This window comes from Mycoplasma sp. CSL10166, assembly GCF_017116885.1.
In the GTDB taxonomy this organism is placed as follows: Bacteria; Bacillota_I; Bacilli_A; order Mycoplasmatales; family Metamycoplasmataceae; genus Mycoplasmopsis.
Genome location: NZ_JAFIRF010000001.1, coordinates 161769 through 179195, shown reverse-complemented (window position 1 = coordinate 179195; position 17427 = coordinate 161769). Strand labels below are relative to the sequence as shown.

Here is a 17427-nt window from a genome sequence, read left to right as displayed (position 1 = left end):
TTTAACCTTTTAAATGAGACATTAAATCAAACTCTAATGCATTTTTCATATTGTTTAGCGCCACTAAAACGGCTTTTCGATCGCTAGCACCGTGAATTTTAATTGCAGGAGCATTAACTCCAATAACTCATGCTGACGCAATATTTCTATAGTCGAAGGTTTTAGCAACTTTTTTAAATGCTCCTTTCATTAATAAAGCACCAATTTTGCTAATAAAACTACGTTGAACATGAATTTTTAACGCATCTTTAAAAGTTAACAATGCACCTTCATAACTTTTAGTAACTAAATTACCGCCATAACCGTCCGTCAAGGCAATTTGATATTTACCTTGCAATAATTCTCTAGGTTCTGAAAATCCAATATAATTAAAATTTTCGTTTTTTAATAATTCATGTGCATCTCTTAAAATTTGAGTACCCTTATATTCTTCAACACCTATATTTAATAAAGTAATTTTAGGCTCTTCAACTTTGTACATAACTTTATAAAACCTATTAGCTAATTTTGCTCATTCAAGGTAATATTCTGGTTTAGCTTCCAAACTTGCACCTATATCCAACATTAATAATATTTCATTTCTTATAGAATAAGCCATACCCATGAAAGCAGGTCTAGAAATATTTTCAAGTCTTTTCAACTTGAAAGTTAAGGAAGCTAAATAAGAACCACTATCACCACCTGAAATAATACCTTGAGCAATATTATTTCTAACTAAATCGATTGCTTCATTAATAGAAATATTTTCACGCATCACTTGACGTATATCTCTTGGGTTAGCTGATTTTATGTTATTTTGATAAATTTTGATGTTTTTAGGTAATAAACTAATATCTATGTTTTTAAAATCACCGACCAAGTGTATTTCAGTATCTGGATTATCTTTAACAAATATTTTTGAACCTTCTAAAGCTTCAATAGAACCAAAATCTAATCCATTTGCATCCAAAGCTATTTTGTATTTAAATTCCATGCTATTCGACTCCTATTAAATAAGAATAATTAGGTTGGCTACCATCAATAACTTGAACTTCAACTTCATAATTAGACTCAATATAATTACTTAATTCATTAGCTTCATTAATATTACCATCTTCTCCGTAATAAATACTTACAAGTTGACTATCATCTTGAATCATTCTAGACACTAAATCTCTTAATGAATTTGTTATGTTTTTGCTAGAATTTACAATTCTACCATTTAATATTGTTAAATAATCATCTACTTTAACTTTTATACCATTTATCTTAGTGTTTCTAACTGCTTTTGTTATTTCCCCTGTTGAAACCAATTCAATCGATTCTTCCATTAATTCTTTATTATCTTCAGCGCTTGTTTCTGGGTTGAAATTTAAAATGGCACTCAAACCCTGAATTTGTGTTTTTGTTGGTATAACTATAATGTTTTTATCACGAACAACTTGAGCGGCTTGTTGAGCAACTAAAATAACATTTGAATTATTAGGCAAAATAAACACTGTATCAGCATTAACCGAATTAATAGCGTTAATTAAATCTTGAGCAGAAGGATTTTGGGTTTGTCCTGATTCCACAACAAAATCAGTACCCAAATCTTTCATTCTCTGAATGATTCCTGAACCTAAATTGCATGAGACAACTCCACATAAATTTCTTTTAGAATTTTCTAAATTACTTTTTATCACCTTAGCATTTTCTCTAGAACCATTCGCTTGAAGTGTCATATTTTCTGATTTTATTTTAATAAATTCACCAAATTCTTGAACAAAATTAAGCATATCTCCAGGTTTAACAGTATGACCATGAACCTTCAAAATATTATCATCATTTACAACTACTAAAGAATTAGCTATCATTTCAAGTTTCTTTGTAAAAGACTCTTTATCAAAATCTTTTGGTTTATCCAAATCAACTAAAACCTCTGTGCAATAACCAAATTCACCGTTGTAAACTTCTTCGCTACTTAAAAAAACATTTACATTTTCATTTTCTTCTAATTTAACTGGTCTACCATTAAAATATTCATTTACCCCTCAGAATATTTTAAACAAACCTTCTCCACCACTATCAGTTACTCCAACTTCACGTAAGGTCTTAAGTTTATTAGGAGTTTCATCACAACTTTCGCGCATAAATTTTAAAAGTTTTGATCAAAATTCATTAATTGTAACTCTACTACTATCAAAACGATAAAACTCTCTTTCTAAATCTTCTGTTGTTTCCCTGATAACAGTAAGCATTGTACCTTCAACAGGTTTAAAAACCGATTTATATGCAGCTTCCGTTGCACCTCTAAAAGCTTTTAATAATGAGTCTAAATTTAATGTTTTTTTATTTTTACACGATTCTGCAAATCCTTTAAAAATTTGACTTAAAATTACACCAGAATTACCTCTTGCTGCAAATAACATGCTATGAGCTAATTCCTTAGTAACAGTTGCGATGTCAATATTTTTATCATATGAATTTAAAAGTTCGATTGCACCGTAAGCAGTTGAAGACATATTAGTCCCGGTATCTCCATCAGGAACAGGAAAAACATTCATAGCATCAATTTGATTTTTTGCATTTTGGAGTGCAGTTGCACCTGAAATGATAGCCTGCGCAAATTCATATCCGGTTAAATTAATTGTTTTTTTACTCATTATTTAACTCCTTTAACTATTATTATTAATTTATCTAACGAGATTTTATTTTTTTTAAAAGTCCTTTGTACTCTTTTATACAAATCAGTATTTAATGAGTTAACATTTACACCTTCTAAAATAGTTATAGCTAACTTAAAATTAAAAACATTTGGAGTACTTTCATAAGCAAAAATACGGTCGATTAGTTCTACATTATCATCGTCAATATCTTTTGTAATTCTTTCATCATTTGATAATTCATGAATTGCATGAATACCAGGAATTGAAGTGATTATTTTAAAAAATAATTCGCTTGCTTGTTTTATTTTCACTTAAAACCTCTATTCTAGTATATAAAAATAAGTACTTATTTAAGTATTAGTTATATTTTACAACATTATTAGTTTTTTAGTAAAATTTAATTCTAGTAAAATATTAATGTAAAAAGGAGTTTTTATGCCTATTAGCATTAAATTTGGAATAGTTTTAGAAGTGAAACAAATAGAAGAAAATGGATTTATAGTTTCATTTTTTACACGCAAAGGTATGTTAAGACTTTTTGCTCAAGGCCTAAATAAAATTTCTTCAAAAAATAGAGCTAATTTAATACCAGGTTCAATTGTAGAAATTGAATATTTTCCAAGTCGATTAAAAGATAAAATTGGCCGTCTAAAAAAAGTGACAATTACTCATTTTTTTGACATAACAAACAAGAAAAAAAATAGTTCATTTTTAAGAATAAAAAATATATTTTTAAACTTTAATTTTCCGAATCATTTATTTGATTCATACAAGGATTATTTTGACAAATTTAACGTTGAAAACTCCAATAAATTCGTTACTTTTATCTACGTTCAAAGTACCGTTTATTTTGGTATTGTTCCAATTTTTAATAAATGTAGAATTTGTGGTTCAAGGAAAAATTTAATTGATTTTCAAGCATCAGAAGGCGGTTTTATTTGTAATAAACACGGTCATATCTATATAAAAACTAATTTGGAACTTAATGCTTATTGATCTTTATTTCATAATTTTGACAAATACTTACAAATTGCAGATTATAATTTAGACAGAAAAATCAGATCAGAATTTTATGTTTTAATCAAAGAATCAGGACACATTATATAAAAATAAGTTAACACCAAAAGTGTTAACTAATATTTTAAATATTTATTTAACTTGTTAAACATTTCTGTTTCTTCACTATAACTATTTTTATATTTTTTGGTATATATATTATATGTTTTTAAATCAATTAATTTATCTTTTAACATTAATTCTAAATAATATGCAATAATCCCTTCGTTAAAAAAATATTCATCCTTATTATATAAATTAATTACTTCTGTTAATTCATTATAAATATCTTTTTTTAATTGTTCTGGATAATTATATAACTTAGAATTTTCTTTAAACTCTTCTTTATCCACAATTTGTAAATCTCTATTAGGATAACTTTTAATATCTAAATCATAATCGATAAATTTAATTGTATTATCTTCAAAAATGGGTCTTGAAGCTAAATTTGTATAATATGAATAGCCTAATTTTCTTTTGATTAATACAATAGTGTTATATAAACTTTCTTTAGGAAAGAACCAAATGGCGTCTTCCTTGTATTTTCAACCCTTATAATTTTTAGAAGTCTCTACAACCCTAGTTCCCTTTAACGAAAGAACTATATGCCTTTTATTATGAAAAATTATTTTAGCATTAGATCATTGACGATATAATTTTCCGTTATGTTTATATGCTTGAATATTAACCATTTGTCCAATTTGGATTTTACTAAAGTCTCATTTCATTAAGTGTATTCCTCTATTTTTGTTCTGTTATTTTCATCTTTTATCACTTTATATTTAGATAATGTAGTGTTTGTTGTACTAGATCTTTGTGATGATACTCATCTTTGTTCTGGTAATGTTATTTGTTCGCTATTCAATTCATCTTCTTCTACGATACCGTTTTTATTTAAATCAGTTCATAAATAAATTAGAGAATTATTTTTAATATTGACAAACTCTTTTGTTATATATTGAAAATAATTTTTATTTTCTGGATATAAACGATTTGCTATTTGATTTTCTCTATCTTTGGTATTTTTGTTAGTATTTGGATCTATCAATGTTGCTCCTTGATCAAAATCCTTATGACCAAAGAAATTGAATAAATCATAATATTCAATACCGATTGTTTTGTAAATTTGATTATTAGAATCTTTAAGTACTATACCACTAACATTTTTGTTATCTAAAAATCCAGTAAATTTTATTGTTTTTGCTTTTGCTTCATCAATTGAAACTCCATTAGAACCAACTCATTCAAAATCATTATCGAAATAAATTTGAGAAATTGTTTTACCATAACCCATTGTTTTTAAAAATAATTTATAAAAATCTTCTGACCTACTTTTAGTTTTATATTCAGGTAATTGACCAATAAGATATCTTCCGTTATAATTAACTCCTGTTTTTTCGGTATATTTAAAAGTTGAAATATCAAAAACCGAAGTAGGATACATTATAGCACTTAATCTTGGCTCGCCAGTATTAGGGTCTATTTTACCATCTTGAAACATGTATTGTCTTCTAAAGGAATCAAAATTATTCAAAAACACTTTACTTCAATCATCAGCATTTGCTGAAGGTGAAAAAATTAAAGTTTTATCCTTATTATCTTCTTTGTAAGAATGAAGACCAAATCAACCAATACTTGATTTATTTGTAAATCTATTTTCATATGCTTCGTTTACATGATTCATATTAAAGTACGCTTCATAAGCAAATTTTAAATATTCTCTAGGTAAAAGTTCAGTCAATGAATAATAATATTTAATTTTAGAATAATCTAATTTAAAAGATTCGCTTGGAGAGTATGATAAATTAACATAATTTTCTGGATTTTTAAGATATTGTGGACCTGTTTTCGAATTAGAAATATTTCATAAATCGTTTGCAGAAAGTTTTCTATACATAAAACTTAATTCTGTTCTAAGAGCTAAATCAGGACCACCAAATAGAGATAAAGTTTCATAATCTATAAAACCTTTTTTGTCTACATCATAGTTTAATAAGTTGTAAAATTTATTTGTAAAAAATGCATTTCAATATTGTCTTGAACCATGGGTATGATTATCTTTAGAATTTGAATTAGGATCATAATAAATATCAATTCTTTTTTTATCATCGATATCATCGGTTGTGCTTGTAACTTCAATCTCAGGATCACTAAGCAAACCTGTTTCAGCATATGATGTAGCTCAATGATGAATATACTCATGGAAAACAGTAGGCATAATTCCGCCTATTCTTTGATATTCGTTAAAAGATTGTTCACTTAAAATAGATCCATTAATATAAATGGTTTTTGTAGAAGGTATATAAAGTCCGTTTGCGTTTTTACCAATGATTTTAAAATCATTGATGTTAATACCATCAAGATCAAAAACTTCTGTACCAAATGGTATTTTTCTCTTAAACTCTTGGGCTAATTTAACTATTCCGCTTTTTCCTAGTAAATATCTATGATCATTTTGATTTGTATAATATGAAAAATCTCTAAAAAATATTTTTGTATAAGGATCTTGATATTCGTAGTAAAAACGTCCATCATTTGTCTTCATTTCCTTCATATCATCCAAGCTATCAATAGAGATATCATTTAATTTAACCAAATCGTTATATAATTCTTCACTAGAAAGTGAATCTCCATATGATGCTTCATTTTTTAAAATAGGGAATAAATTAATATCGATAAGCTTTCTAGTTGAAGGTTCATTTTCTTTATTATCTTTTTGCTCGTTCTTTGAATTTTCCTCATTTATTTTGTTATTATCAGAATCATCACTCAAATCTGTTGGTATTTCGTCTATTGGTTTATTTTGGTTGTCGTTTTTAGAAATAACATCATTATTAGATGTATTATCATTCGAAACATTTGCGGTGTCAGTATTATTATTTGTATCTTTTGGAGCTTGATCAAATCCGTTATTTGCATCAAAAGTATTTGAAGTTCCATCGTTTTTTATTACGATTCCAGAGTCAGTTTTTGTAGTTTCTTTTGAATCATTCTTACCAAATAAAAAATCGATCGGCTCGCAACTTATTGTTAATAAAATTGGTGAAATTAACAATGAACTAGCTGCAATTTTTTTGATTAATGATAACTTATTTTTCATCTTTTTCTCCTTATTTTTATCGATATATTAATTATATTATTTTTTTAAAATAATAAAATGAGTATTATTCGCAAATTCCTTCACTTTATAATTTTCTAAAAAATTTTTATCTCTGTCAATAACTTCTAAAATTGTAAATTTTGTTTTATTTAATAATTGCATTAATTCTTCATAAGAATATAAATGCATAAAATCGCATAAATTATTTTCATTTAAAAAAATATGATCACCATAATTTTTTATTTTAAATTCACTACATTTTAGTACTATTTCATCTTTAGGTTTAATGTATGTATCCTCATTTCTAATAATTGTTGAAAAAATAAATATTCCACCAGATTTTAAAACTCTATATATTTCGTTTATAGCATCTATTCTTCCTTCTTCACTAGGTATTCCGGGTCATCCATTGAAAGAGAAAAGAGCATATTCAAATGAATTATTTGCATAATGTAATTTTGAGGCATTTGCTATCTCAAAATTAACATTTATATTATCGTTTTTTGCTAAATATTTAGCAGTATCAATCATATTAGATGAAATATCAACACCAAGAATATTAGTAAATCCTTTTTTTATTAGCCCGAATGTTGTTCTACCTGTTCCACAACCTATGTCAAGTAATTTGAAGTTTTTATTTTTGAAATACTTATCAAAAATAAATTCTTCAGATTTTCAAAGACCTATTGAAGAATTTGATTTAGCATATCTAACTACTGTTTGATCATCTTCAAAAACACTCTTATTATTTTCATTAAAATTCATTTATTTATTATAACAAAATAAAACTTGTTATTTTAGTATTTGAAATAAAAAATATTCGGAACAATCCGAATATTTAATTATTATTTGAATTAATCAACAAGTTCAATAATTGCCATTCTTGTATTGTCACCAAGACGTTTAGGTAATTTAATAATTCTTGTATAACCACCTTGTCTTTCCTTGTATTTTGGTGCAATAGTGTCAATTAAATGTTTGTAAACTTTTTTGTCTGAATTTTTAACAGTAATAGGTCTTACATAACTTGTAATTACACGGACATTAGCTAATGTAGGGTTTTTTGCTTTAGTAATCATTTTTTCAGCATGTTTTCTTAATTCTTTAGCTCTTGTTAAAGTTGTTGTTAAGTGACCGTTTGCGAATAATTCACTTGTAAGTGAACGCATCACACCATTTCTTCATTTTGTATTACGTGAATAAATTTGTTTTGGATTAGCCATATTATTCTTCTCCCTCTTTTAATTGTAAACCATGTTCTTCAAGTTTTTCAATAATTTCTTGTACAGATTTCTTACCTAAGTTCTTAATTCCTTCAAGTTCTTCAAATCTCATTTCAGCAACTTGACTAAGTTTTTTCTTACCACTTTTCTTAAGTGCATTTAGAGAACGAACAGATAAACCAAGTTGTGTAATATCTAAATCATCCTCAATTTGTTGTGGTTCTTCAACTTTTGGTTCTTCGAAAATTTGAACATCTTCCATATTTTCAACACCACCAATAACTCTAAATAATCCAATTAACATTTCTGAAGCATATTTTATAGCTTCTTTTGCAGTAATTGAACCATTTGTAACAACTTTAAATTCTAAAGCTTCTTCAATTTTAGTTGAATCAGAGTTTAATTCTTTAACATCTCATGTTACAGCCTTAATTGGAGCAAAATTAGAATCAACTGCTAAAAATTCAGCACGTTTAATATCTGTTTCTAATTTTGATTTTAAATCTTTATCATTGATGTAATTTTTATTTTCTTCTTCAGACATAAACCCACGTCCTACACGAAGAAACAATTCAAGATTTAATGCATCAGGTGAATTAACTGTAGCGATGTATTGATTTGGGTTGATAATTTGAACACCAGGGTTGCTTACTTCCATTGATTTAGCAGTGATTTGTCCAATTTCATTTGATTTAAGTTTAACCTTAACAATTTCATCATCAGCAACATATGATGGGGAATATGTAAAATTAACTTCTCTTAGGTTCATTATTAATGATAGAACGTCTTCAGTAACATCTTTAAGTGCTTTGTAATGAAACTCAGCACCCTCTATTCGTACGCTAAAAGGTGCTAAAGTAGGCATACTTGATATAATCATTCTTCTAAGTGCTACACCTAAAGTTTTACCAAATCCTCTTTCTAAACCTTCTAATATAAATGTTACTTCATTGTCTGAAACAACTCTAAATTCTGGTTTTTTTCTATATGATAATGGTTTCATTTTTTCCATATTTAGATTTCCTTTCCTCTTAAACTTGGTTTAAATTATTTTTTTGCACGTTCACGTTTTAAAATTCTTTTTGGTGGTCTTGTACCGTTGTGTGGAACTGGTGTTACATCTTTAACTTCAGTAACTGTAATTCCTGCAACTTCGATTTGTTTTCTAGCTGCATCTTTACCAGCACCTAAACCTTTCAATTCAACTTTAACTGTTTTAATTCCGTGTTCTTTAGCAGCTTCAGCTGCTGCTTGAGCTGCTAAACCAGCAGCATAAGGAGTCTTTTTCTTAGTTCCTTTGTAACCGATGCTTCCTGCAGAAGATCAAGCAATAACATTACCATTTTCATCAGCAAATGTAACAATGGTATTTTGGTTTGTAGAATGAATGTGTGCTACACCACTAACAATATTTTTCTTTTTAGTTTTACGAGCCATTATTATTTACCTTTCTTTCCTGCTACTGTTTTTCTTGGACCTTTACGTGTACGTGCATTTTTTTGTGTAGATTGTCCACGTACTGGTAAACCTTTACGGTGTCTTATACCACGGTAGCTTTTAATTTCCATTAAACGTTTTATGTTTAATGTTACTTCTCTACGTAAATCACCTTCTGTTACATAATTTTTAGCGATTTCACGAATTTTAGATAATTGATCTTCATGTAAGTCTTTTACTCTTGCGTTTTCATCAATTCCTGCTTGTGCACAAATTTCTTGTGCTGTTGATTTACCAATTCCATATATGTATGTAAGTGATATAACAACACGTTTATCATTAGGAATTTCAACGTTTAAAATTCTAGCCATATTTTCCCTTTCTTAAATATTAACCTTGTCTTTGTTTGTGTTTTGGTTGAACACAAATTACACGGTTAATTCCTCTACGTTTGATAATTTTACAATCTTTACAGATTTTTTTAACACTTGCTCTAACTTTCATTTTGTATCTCCTCGATTTTATTTATGACGATACACAATGCGACCTTGAGTTAAGTCGTAAGGACTCATTTCAACATCAACTGTATCACCTGGTAAAATTCTAATATGATTAACTCTCATTTTTCCAGAAATGTGAGCTTTAATTGTTAAACCATTTTCAAGTTCAACAGTATATAAATCTGTTGTATGAGCTTCTTTTACAACAGCTTTTATTTTTAATCCGTCTTTAGCCAAATTAAATTCCTTTCGTAAGAATAACACCTTTTCCGTTTTTAATTAAAACAGTATGTTCATAATGAGCTGTATTAGTGCCATCTTCACTAACAACTGTTCACCCATCATTTTTAATATAAATATTTTTTGATTGAGTTATCATAGGTTCAATGCAAATAACCATTCCATCTTTTAATAATGGACCTGTACCTGCATGTCCCGAATTAAAAACATCTGGATCTTGGTGTAATTTTTTACCAATACCATGACCACAAAATTCGGATGGTGTATATAATTTATTTTTTCTAATGTAACGTCCAATTGCATAAGATATATCTCCTACACGTGCCCCTGGTTTAATAGCTGCGACACCCGCTTCAAAAGCACCTTTAGCTACATTAATTAATTTTTGGTCTATTTCTGATATTTTGCCAACACCTTTTGTGAAAGCACTATCGCTATGGTAACCTTCTCAAACACATCCGAGATCAACACTAACTAAATCTCCATCTTTTACGATTCTTTTGGAAGGAATACCATGGATCAATTCTTCATTTACAGATATACAAGCTGTAGCGGGAAAACCATATAATCCTTTAAAAGATAAATTTGCTCCCCTTTTTTTAATTTCTTTACAAGCTAATTGATCAATCTCTTCTAAAGAAACCCCTGGTCTTATGAAGTCTCAAAGTATTTGTTTTACTTCTGCCAAGATTTGACAACTTTTAGTAATTTTTTTTATTTCATTTTCTTTTAAAATTTGAATCATAAATTCTCCTTAAATGTATAAAAAATATAGATACCAAAAGTATCTAAATTTTAACAAAATTTTATAAAATTCCAAGTACTTTTTTTGCTACTTGTTCTGGAGCTAAACTTCCATCAACCACTTTTAACTCGTTCATGCCTATGTAGTAGTCTAATAATGGTTTTGTTTGTTCTTGATAAATTTTTAATCTATTTACTATTTTTTCTTCAGTATCATCATTTCTTATTATCAAGTCAGCACCATCTAAGTCACATTTTCCAGCAACTTTACTTGGTTTAAATTTAATATGGTAACCTGTACCACACTTAGAACATGTTCTTCTTCCTCCAAGACGTTCTAAAACAACTTCTTGAGTAACTCTTATTTCAATTACATCAAATTCAAATTCTTTTAAACTTTTTAAGTACTCGGCTTGTTGTACTGTTCTTGGGTACCCATCCAAAATAAAGTATTTACCTTCATTTTTTAATTTACTTATAGCATTAAATACTATTTCGTTGGTTATTTCGTCTGGAACATATCCTCCAGAATTAACATATTCTTGAACTTTTAATCCTAGTGTTGTTTTGTTTTTTATTTCTGTTCTAAAAATATTACCAGTTGATAAATGAACTAAATTAGTTTCTTTTGTTATTAACTCTGCCACTGTACCTTTTCCAGCACCAGGTTGACCCATAAAAATTAAATTTTTTGTTATCACAATAATCCTTCATCTACATTGTTTACATCGTTAATATCATTAATATCTCTCGATAGACGTTTTGCTCTCGCTAAACGCATTGTTTTTCTTCTTGCTTTAAGTTGATCTAAAGTTTCAATACTTGTAGAAACTAAAATCATTAATCCTGTACCACCAAAAGCAATACTTTGCGGAAGAATACCGGCCATTATTTGTACAAATTGCATACTTCCTAAAATTAATAAATAAATAGAAGAAAATACACTTAATCTAAAAACTGTACCTATTAAATAATCTTGAGTTTCTTCTCCTGGTCTAAGACCAGGTATAAAAGTTGAATTTTTTGTAAAATCTTCGGCTATTTTATCGACTTTTGATTGTTGAATTCCCATTAATAATGAAAATACTCAAACAATCACAACTAGTAAAGTAAATCCTACAGGTTGTGTAAATTGAAGATTAGTATTAATTCATTGTTTCGCTATACTTGTCTCTGGAAGTAAATTTGCAATCATAGTAGGAAATGATAAAACCATCATAGCAAAGATAATTGGCATAATTCCTGCAGGATTAACTTTAATAGGTAATTTACCCATTTCTTTACGATTTCTTGAACGTCCTGCACCAACTTGTTGAATCGGAATATGGCGTTCCGCTACATAAAATATAGCAATTATTAAAATAGTCAATAAATAAACACTAAAATATGTAACAACATCAATTATACCGGTCATAACTCCACTAGAGCCATTACCACCGATGTAATACTCTACCGCATTCTTAAATTGATACGGTAACCTTGCGGCTATACCAGTAAAAATAATTAAACTAGTCCCGTTCCCTATACCTTTGTTAGTTATTTGTTCCGAAATAAATAACGCAACCAATGAAGCAGATGTTAAAATGATTGGAATTATAAAATATATTAAAGTAGATTCGCTTAAAATGTTTGTTCCAACAATTTCGATAAAACCTCTTGTTCCTTGCGCAGATAATGACTTGACTAAGAAAACAGCTTGTGGATAAGCTATAATTAGAGTAACTAAACGAGTAATGATGTTTATTTTTCTACGACCTTGCGGACCACTTTGACTCAATTTGTAGATTGGCGGAAAAATTTTAGACTGTAAAATCATCATAATTAATGATGCATTAATAAACGGACTTATTCCTAAAGCAAAAAGCGAAAATTGCCTTAAACCTCCACCACCTATTAAATTTAAAGTATTTAAAAATGAATTTTCTGAGAGTTGATTTTGATTTTGAATTCTAATGAAAGGAGCTGTAAGAGAAGTTCCTAAAATAAAAATAACCAAAAATAATAATGTAAAAATTCCTTTTTTTAATAATTCTTTTGTTTTTCAAAAAGAAATTCATGATTTAGAAAATGCTCTAAAACCACGTCTTATATATAATATTAAACTATCCAATGTTACCTCTTTTTTGTATTTTAATTATATAAAATTTTTCTATTTTTAAAATTATTAAATTTAACCAATATATTTGCATAAACAACTGCTATTGAAGTTTTTTTGTAGAAAAAATAAAAAATTAAATTTAATTTTAGTAAAAATAATATTTAAAACGCATATTATCCTACATTTTATGCACTAAAAATAATAAAAAATATATAATTTAAATAATATATTAACAAAAGTTAACAAAAGGAGAAAAAATGATTAATATCGTACTTTATCAACCTGAAATTTTCCCGAATACAGGTAATATTATCAGAACTTGTTTTGCTTTGGGTATGAAATTACACATAATAAAACCTACTAGTTTTGATTTGCATCCAAAATATCTAAAAAGATATGGTGCAGGCAGAATGCTTTCTGATATTAAACATGAAATACACTCATCTTACGAAGAATTTGCAAAAAAATATCACGACAAAAACATCTACTACATAACAAGATATGGATTAAAAAATTATACTGATATAAATTATAAAAACGTCTTTAATCAAAATAAAGAAATTTGATTAATGTTTGGTAGAGAATCAACCGGTATAGATAAAAAAATTTTAAAAAATAATATCGATAATTGTTTGAGAATACCTATGGTTTCTGCAATGAGATCAATTAATTTAGCGAACTGCGTTTCTATTTTAGGATTTGAAGTTATGAGACAATTAGACTTTAAAGACTTATCATTATTTGAAGTAGAAAAAGGGAAAGATTTTCTAATCGAAAATGATTTTAAGTAGTAGACAGAATCCTAAAATTAAATTTTTAAAAAAATTACTTGATAAAAAATATAGAAGAGAAAATAAAAAGTTTTTAGTTTTTGGTTATCACTTAGTTGAGGAAGCTAAAAATTCCGGAATTATTGAAGAAATTTTTGAAATACCCGGAAATGAAAAATATAAAAATTCCACATTAATTGAAGAACATTTAATAGATTATATTTCACCAACAAAAACAACACAACCTATTTTCGCTTTATGCAATAACAAAAAGATTAATAATATTAAAATAAATAAAGTAATTTTATTAAATAATGTTCAAGATCCAGGGAATATCGGAACCATCTTTAGACTTGCAAAAGCATTCGATTTTGATACTGTTATAGTCGAAAACACAGATCCTTATAATGACAAAATAATACGTTCGTCACAAGGTGCTATGTTTTCAATAAACATAGTAGAAACTAAAGATAGCATAGGCACAATTAAACAACTTAAAAAAAATGGTTTTGAAATTTATGGAACACTTTTAGATAAAAGTTCAACAAAACTTAATGACACATATTTTAATAACGAAAATATGGTTATTATTTTTGGTAATGAAGGTGTAGGAATTGATAAAAATATAATTGCTCTACTTGATCAAAAAATCTATATACCAATTAGTTTTGAAAGTTTAAACGTCTCTATGAGTGCTGCCATAATTTTAAATAAAATAAGAAACGGATAAACAATGAATAAAAAAAGCAATTTTAAAATTTTAGAATATATTCAAAATGTAAATATTCCAATAACATTAAAAGGTTATAGTACTCTTGAAATCGATAAACTACTAGAAAAAATTTATTCAGAAATTAGTATTTTATTGAACGACTTAGAAATTGAACAAAAGCAAAAAAAAGAATTAGAAAAAGAATTAATAAAAATTCAAACAAAAAAGGAACAACTAGAATTTGACTTAATTAGATTGAAAACACAATTATCTGATATCAAAAAAGGAAAAAATGAATAACGAAAACGAAAAAGAATACAACAATTTAATTAATTGATATCCCGGCCACATGGCAAAAGGGATTAGAGAAATAAAAGAAAACGCAACGCTTGCCGATATCTTTATCGTTGTACTAGATGCAAGATGTCCAATTAGTTCATATAATGAAGATTTTGATAAAATCGCTCCTCAAAAGCAAAGATTATTCATAATAACTAAAAGTGATTTGATGGATCAAAGTAAAAAAGATGCAATTACAAAAAGATTTAAGGGTGAACATATTCTTTGATTAGATTTAAGAAAAAATAAATCAAAGAATATAATTTTAAAAAAACTTAAATTAATGAGTCAAGAGAGAATTGAAAGAAACAAAGCAAAAGGATTGATACAAACAAAAATAAAATCATTTGTTGTTGGTATACCAAATTGTGGCAAATCTACTTTAATAAATTTAGTTTCTCCAACTTCGAAATTAAAAGTTGCAAATTACCCTGGTGTAACAACTAAACAAAAATGAGTCGTTAATGGTGAATTTTTATTTTTAGATACACCTGGTATATTACTACCTAAATTTTATGATCAGGAAGTCGCTATTAAGTTACTTGCAATTGGTTCAATTAAAAGCGAAAATTTTGGTAGAGAGTTTGTTGCTACAAAAATTTGAGCACTTCTATCAAAATATTATCCAACTATAATAGAAAATTGAGGATTAAAACCTTCTAATGACGATAAAGAAATTTACTCATTATTTCATGATTATGCAATCAAATTTAATTTTTATAAAGAAAAGGGTAAACTAGATTTAGAAAAAGCACAAAATCATTTTATACAGTTAGTAAAAAATATGTCAGGCGTAACTTTTGATTAAACCTATTTTTGATCCAATCACATATGAGGTTAAGAAATCTAGTTTTATTTCTTACATTTTTAGATTTGAATCAAAAACAGAATTAAAAAATATTTTAAACCAGTTAAAAAAAGAACATAAAAAATCAAGACATATTTGTTACAGTTATATAATAAATAATGATGGTGTCGAATCAGGTGGTTTTAGCGATGATGGAGAACCTAAAAATACTGCTGGTAGACCCATGTTTGAACTAATGCGAATAAAAAATATTTCAAATGTATTAGTTGTTGTGATTAGATATTTTGGTGGCATAAAACTAGGTGCCGGAGGACTAATTAAAGCATATAGAATATCAAGTTCACAAGCAATAGATAAATATTTAAAGGAGACAAAAAATGATTAAATTAATCAAAAAAAACACAGGTAAAAATCAAGTTTTAAAACCTGCATTCGAAGGAAAAGAATTTCCTAAATTCATAGCAAAGAAAAACTTTGTTTTAACTGAAGATTTAGAAAACAAAATTTCATATGTGTTTTTCGATAAAGAACACCAAACAGTAGACGCTTTAGCTGATTTTGCATTAAATTTTGCATCTTCACACAAAAGAAGTTATGAAATTTTATTATCAGACTTTTTAAGTATGTACGATATGAAAACACTTTTAAGAACTTTTATTCTTAAAAGTTATTTTGCAAAAGCAAAATTATTTAAAAAATCAATAGAAACAGAAAAAGAAGAGAAAGAAAAATTATTCTTAATTTTAGATGAACAAAGCCACAAAGAATTTGCATCGTTAACTAAAAAACTTTTTGTATTGGCCGAAAATATTCAAAAAACTAGAAATTTACAAATTATGCCTGAAAACTTTTTGAATTCTGAACAATTAGCTTCAGAAATTACAAGAGATTTTAGTGGTATACCAAACTTAACAATTGACGTTTTAACTAAAAAAGAAATAGAAGAATTAGGAATGGGTTTATTATTATCAGTTAACAAAGGAAGCACACACGAGCCAAGAGTTGTGGTTGTCAAATACAACGGTAACCCTAAATCCAAAGAAAGCATTTCAATAGTCGGAAAAGGGATTACTTTTGACACAGGTGGTGTAAATACAAAAGGTTACTACATGGATGGTATGAAATACGACATGTCTGGTTCTGTAATTAGCGCTTATGCAGTAAAAACATTAGCGCAATTACAAGCAAAGGTTAATGTTTCTGCTGTTATGGCTATCACAGATAATAGAATCAACTCAGATGCATCACTACCTGAGAATGTTTATCGTTCAATGAGTGGCAAATGAGTGGAAGTTGTTGATACAGATGCCGAAGGTCGTTTGGTTTTAGCTGATGGAATTTACTACGCAGCAGAAAAATTAAAACCTACAACAATTATTGATGTAGCAACACTAACCGGATCTATTTTAACAGCTTTGGGTAGCGTTTACACAGGTATTTGAAGTACAAATGATGAAAAATGAGAAAAATTTGAATCTGCTTCTAAAGAAGCTAATGAAAAAGTTTGAAGAATGCCACTTCATGAAGATTACAACAAAGGAAACAAAGGATCTAAAGTTGCTGATTTAGCTAACTGATCAAAAACTGTTCGTCCAGATTCAAGTCAGGCAGCGATGTTCTTAAAAGAATTTACAAAAGATATTGATTTTATTCATTGTGATGTAGCGGGTACAGCAGATAGAAGCGGAGAACCTCAAGGTGAATTAATTTCAACATTAGTTGAATTTGCACTAAAATATCAAAATTAATATAAAAAAAGTTGTAAAATTTAAA

The 17427-nt window shown here is 27.5% G+C and carries 22 protein-coding genes; 7 read left to right on the top strand and 15 right to left on the bottom strand.

Going from position 1 to position 17427, the window contains the following annotated elements:
- Window position 1: 1 nt before the first annotated feature.
- Genes plsX through JXZ93_RS00705 form a run of 3 tightly spaced genes read right to left on the bottom strand, consistent with a single transcriptional unit; the run spans window position 2 to window position 2938 of the window.
- Window positions 2-973: a phosphate acyltransferase PlsX gene (gene plsX / locus JXZ93_RS00715; RefSeq protein ID WP_205852292.1), complete on the bottom strand. Its 972-nt coding sequence runs from the start codon at window positions 971-973 to the stop codon at window positions 2-4.
- 1 nt (window position 974) lies between these two features.
- Entirely contained in the window at window positions 975-2624 is a 1650-nt protein-coding gene (locus JXZ93_RS00710; RefSeq protein ID WP_205852444.1) for a DAK2 domain-containing protein, read from the bottom strand.
- Window positions 2624-2938: a hypothetical protein gene (locus tag JXZ93_RS00705; RefSeq protein WP_205852290.1), complete on the bottom strand. Its 315-nt coding sequence runs from the start codon at window positions 2936-2938 to the stop codon at window positions 2624-2626. The genes JXZ93_RS00710 and JXZ93_RS00705 overlap by 1 nt, the downstream gene beginning before the upstream one ends.
- A gap of 124 nt (window positions 2939-3062) precedes the next feature.
- Between JXZ93_RS00705 and recO the strand changes: the two genes are divergently transcribed.
- The gene (recO, locus tag JXZ93_RS00700) at window positions 3063-3734 is read left to right on the top strand and encodes a DNA repair protein RecO (RefSeq protein ID WP_205852289.1); all 672 of its coding nucleotides are present in this window, start codon (window positions 3063-3065) and stop codon (window positions 3732-3734) included.
- 26 nt (window positions 3735-3760) lie between these two features.
- Here the strand turns inward: recO and JXZ93_RS03595 are convergent, their stop codons facing one another.
- From JXZ93_RS03595 to secY, 12 genes are all read right to left on the bottom strand, one after another.
- Window positions 3761-4411 (bottom strand): DUF402 domain-containing protein, encoded by a 651-nt coding sequence (locus JXZ93_RS03595; protein ID WP_205852288.1) that lies wholly within the window; start codon window positions 4409-4411, stop codon window positions 3761-3763.
- Complete coding sequence (locus JXZ93_RS00690) at window positions 4411-6783, bottom strand: MYPU_1760 family metalloprotease (protein ID WP_205852443.1); 2373 nt, start codon at window positions 6781-6783, stop codon at window positions 4411-4413. The genes JXZ93_RS03595 and JXZ93_RS00690 overlap by 1 nt, the downstream gene beginning before the upstream one ends.
- A 36-nt stretch (window positions 6784-6819) precedes the next feature.
- A complete protein-coding gene (locus JXZ93_RS00685; protein WP_205852286.1) occupies window positions 6820-7548 on the bottom strand; it encodes a class I SAM-dependent methyltransferase in 729 nt (242 codons plus the stop codon).
- Window positions 7549-7637: 89 nt separating this feature from the next.
- Complete coding sequence (gene rplQ / locus JXZ93_RS00680) at window positions 7638-8006, bottom strand: 50S ribosomal protein L17 (protein ID WP_174893069.1); 369 nt, start codon at window positions 8004-8006, stop codon at window positions 7638-7640.
- 1 nt (window position 8007) lies between these two features.
- Window positions 8008-9018, bottom strand: a complete 1011-nt coding sequence (locus JXZ93_RS03585) for a DNA-directed RNA polymerase subunit alpha (RefSeq protein WP_205852285.1) — start codon at window positions 9016-9018, stop codon at window positions 8008-8010.
- Between the two features lie 35 nt (window positions 9019-9053).
- The gene (gene rpsK, locus JXZ93_RS00670; RefSeq protein WP_174893071.1) at window positions 9054-9443 is read right to left on the bottom strand and encodes a 30S ribosomal protein S11; all 390 of its coding nucleotides are present in this window, start codon (window positions 9441-9443) and stop codon (window positions 9054-9056) included.
- Window positions 9444-9445: 2 nt separating this feature from the next.
- Window positions 9446-9814, bottom strand: a complete 369-nt coding sequence (gene rpsM, locus JXZ93_RS00665; RefSeq protein ID WP_205852284.1) for a 30S ribosomal protein S13 — start codon at window positions 9812-9814, stop codon at window positions 9446-9448.
- 19 nt (window positions 9815-9833) lie between these two features.
- Window positions 9834-9947, bottom strand: coding sequence for a 50S ribosomal protein L36 (gene rpmJ, locus JXZ93_RS00660; protein ID WP_174893073.1), 114 nt, complete (start codon window positions 9945-9947; stop codon window positions 9834-9836).
- 17 nt (window positions 9948-9964) lie between these two features.
- Entirely contained in the window at window positions 9965-10165 is a 201-nt protein-coding gene (gene infA / locus JXZ93_RS00655; protein ID WP_371813988.1) for a translation initiation factor IF-1, read from the bottom strand.
- 16 nt (window positions 10166-10181) lie between these two features.
- On the bottom strand, window positions 10182-10928 hold the full coding sequence (gene map / locus JXZ93_RS00650; protein WP_205852283.1) for a type I methionyl aminopeptidase: 747 nt from the start codon (window positions 10926-10928) through the stop codon (window positions 10182-10184).
- Between the two features lie 61 nt (window positions 10929-10989).
- Window positions 10990-11628, bottom strand: a complete 639-nt coding sequence (locus tag JXZ93_RS00645; protein WP_205852282.1) for a nucleoside monophosphate kinase — start codon at window positions 11626-11628, stop codon at window positions 10990-10992.
- Window positions 11622-13037 (bottom strand): preprotein translocase subunit SecY, encoded by a 1416-nt coding sequence (gene secY, locus JXZ93_RS00640; protein ID WP_205852442.1) that lies wholly within the window; start codon window positions 13035-13037, stop codon window positions 11622-11624. Before secY ends, JXZ93_RS00645 begins: the two co-directional genes overlap by 7 nt.
- 245 nt (window positions 13038-13282) lie before the next feature.
- On the opposite strand from secY, the gene JXZ93_RS00635 reads away from it, so the two are divergent.
- The 6 genes from JXZ93_RS00635 to JXZ93_RS00610 are packed head-to-tail and all read left to right on the top strand — an operon-like array spanning window position 13283 to window position 17402.
- Window positions 13283-13816, top strand: coding sequence for a tRNA (cytidine(34)-2'-O)-methyltransferase (locus JXZ93_RS00635; RefSeq protein ID WP_205852280.1), 534 nt, complete (start codon window positions 13283-13285; stop codon window positions 13814-13816).
- Entirely contained in the window at window positions 13803-14525 is a 723-nt protein-coding gene (locus tag JXZ93_RS00630; RefSeq protein WP_205852441.1) for an RNA methyltransferase, read from the top strand. The genes JXZ93_RS00635 and JXZ93_RS00630 overlap by 14 nt, the downstream gene beginning before the upstream one ends.
- Before the next feature lie 3 nt (window positions 14526-14528).
- A complete protein-coding gene (locus tag JXZ93_RS00625; RefSeq protein ID WP_205852278.1) occupies window positions 14529-14807 on the top strand; it encodes a hypothetical protein in 279 nt (92 codons plus the stop codon).
- Window positions 14800-15654, top strand: a complete 855-nt coding sequence (ylqF, locus tag JXZ93_RS00620; RefSeq protein ID WP_205852440.1) for a ribosome biogenesis GTPase YlqF — start codon at window positions 14800-14802, stop codon at window positions 15652-15654. The genes JXZ93_RS00625 and ylqF overlap by 8 nt, the downstream gene beginning before the upstream one ends.
- Complete coding sequence (locus tag JXZ93_RS00615; protein ID WP_241006987.1) at window positions 15647-16039, top strand: YigZ family protein; 393 nt, start codon at window positions 15647-15649, stop codon at window positions 16037-16039. The genes ylqF and JXZ93_RS00615 overlap by 8 nt, the downstream gene beginning before the upstream one ends.
- Window positions 16032-17402, top strand: a complete 1371-nt coding sequence (locus tag JXZ93_RS00610) for a M17 family metallopeptidase (protein WP_205852439.1) — start codon at window positions 16032-16034, stop codon at window positions 17400-17402. Before JXZ93_RS00615 ends, JXZ93_RS00610 begins: the two co-directional genes overlap by 8 nt.
- Window positions 17403-17427: the final 25 nt, after the last annotated feature.